This is a genomic window from Selenomonas sp. oral taxon 892 str. F0426, from assembly GCF_000468035.1.
Lineage (GTDB): Bacteria > Bacillota > Negativicutes > Selenomonadales > Selenomonadaceae > Centipeda.
This window is the reverse complement of record NZ_KI260521.1, coordinates 1691-3586: the sequence shown is the minus strand read 5'-3', so window position 1 is coordinate 3586 and position 1896 is coordinate 1691. Positions and strand designations below refer to the sequence as shown.

General features: G+C 51.6%; 1 protein-coding gene and 2 pseudogenes. All 3 read left to right on the top strand.

Features of this window, described 5'->3' with window-relative positions; all coding sequences use genetic code 11:
• Nucleotides 1-200: pseudogene (locus HMPREF1992_RS00890) on the top strand (hypothetical protein); the annotation flags it as partial.
• A gap of 10 nt (nucleotides 201-210) precedes the next feature.
• A complete protein-coding gene (locus HMPREF1992_RS00885; protein WP_021683912.1) occupies nucleotides 211-1119 on the top strand; it encodes a hypothetical protein in 909 nt (302 codons plus the stop codon).
• A pseudogene (locus tag HMPREF1992_RS00880) lies at nucleotides 1116-1896 on the top strand (hypothetical protein); the annotation flags it as partial. The gene HMPREF1992_RS00885 and the pseudogene HMPREF1992_RS00880, both read left to right, overlap by 4 nt.

The following is a 1896-nucleotide window of genomic DNA, read 5'->3' as shown; positions in this document are numbered from 1 at the left end:
AGTGGAAAGCCGCGACGGATAACAAATACACTGCCGAAACGGCATTGGAGTCTGCCGAATGGAAAGACAGTATCTCATTATCCAATGTTGCTGATAAGAATACGATTTTCTGGGTCAACGCAATCAGTACGGCGGACGAGAAGCCGCAGCAGGATACGAGCGTGGACATTCAGGCAGAGGGGCTTTTGGTGTCGGACTGAGGAGGAGCGTATGGCATTCAAATACATCAATCCGGGCTATGCAGAACTGCTTTCGGTCAAAGATGGTGCAACGGTCATAGGAGAGCAGTACAGTAAGACGGGCGTATCCTTCTGGCAGCCGACCTACTACAAGGGACTCAATCTTTCCGAAGTGCCGCCAGAGCTTTATGGCAGATTTGATATGTACATCAAGGATACAGAAAAAGGGGGCAATGCCAAACTTTCATTTGCAATCGGCGGCTACAAAATAATTGAAGCAGAGAAATTCTGGAGCACATGGAAGATTCGCGGGAGCAACAATAACGAGATGCTTGCCGTAGGCGATGCTGTTCGTGTCAAAGAAATCTGTGCTGTGTGGTTTCACATCAAACCAGGAGAGAACGGTAACGGTGTCTTTCATGCCATGATAGACGAACGTGAGGTTTGCAATATACAGAATGCGTATGTTGGTTATCTCACGAACTCGGATGCGAAAACTATTGCCATTCTCACGAATAATGACGACATTCTTATCTCGAATCTCATCCTCTCGGATGAGGAGATTAGCCCGCGGGAACAGGTCATCATGCTGCCCGTCCAATCGACACAAACGGATATGACCGACTGCGGCGATGGAAGCTATGAGGCGACGGCGGCAGGTCAAGATCTTTTGCAATCTGTGGATATTGCCGCCTTGTCCACGCAGTATGGTGCGGATTCGCGTGTGATGGGGATTTCTCTTATCGGGAACCCTGCCTACCGCACGGCAGAAGGGTTGTGCGTTCTGACGGCGATTGAAAAGAGCGGTGGGAATGTTACGACGTATGGCAGACACATCGCCGAGCAGAATCCGACATCCATTGTCATGGACGGACGCAAGACCTCGCTGCGCATCTCGGAACTCTCAGATCGGCAGTTTGGATGGAGAGCGGGTGTATGAGCATCAAGCTGAAACCAAGCGTCTGCATTGCGTGGCTGCCGTTTGGCAGGATTCACCTCAAACAAATTATATATGCCACGGTGATTCCCGTATTTCGTCAGCCCGTGCAAGTGCGTGGAGATACGTCACGCAGTCTCAACACATCCACCGCTACGCATGCAGATACCCTGCGCGATATTCGGATCGTCAAGAAAATCAAAGTGACGGGGGATGCGCTTCGGCGCATTGGTCGCTGCGATGTGGCTCTTGGAGATACAAAGCGCAGACTCATTAGGCAGTCGCGGATCCTTGCAGATACAAGGATTGAGATTCCTCATACGCTTACCTACGCAGAGTTTAGAGAGCGCGGCATTCGCTCGTTCTCCGTGACGCTTGGCGAACTCTCTCTTTCCGACAACATCCAACTCGAAACCGTTCAACCACTGTCTGTCGGTGCAAGCATCCAAGGGCGAGTGATGGACTACGACTTTCGTTTTCTCGTGGAGGAAACCAGTCAGCGCGGCATCGTACAGTCCGTTAAGGGGACGTACAGCAAAGACACACTCCTCTACACGCCCATCCATATCTATGTCGAGCGGGCGAAGGTGTCGCGCTATGCGGCCGAGACTGCGGCGGCGCTCGGGCTTCAGCTTCATCGTCTGACGGATGATTTTACACCGTCGCAGAACTTTGAGGGCAGCGGAATGACGTACCATGATTTTATTTCAGCTCTCTTCGGCTGGACGGCAAAACTGCCGCAGCGTCAGATCAACGTCTTTATTCGAGGAGATACGCTCC

Bases quoted from the DNA above. Each gene is read 5' to 3' on its own strand.
- HMPREF1992_RS00885 (WP_021683912.1), top strand. From the start codon at position 211: ATGGCATTCAAATACATCAATCCGGGCTATGCAGAACTGCTTTCGGTC.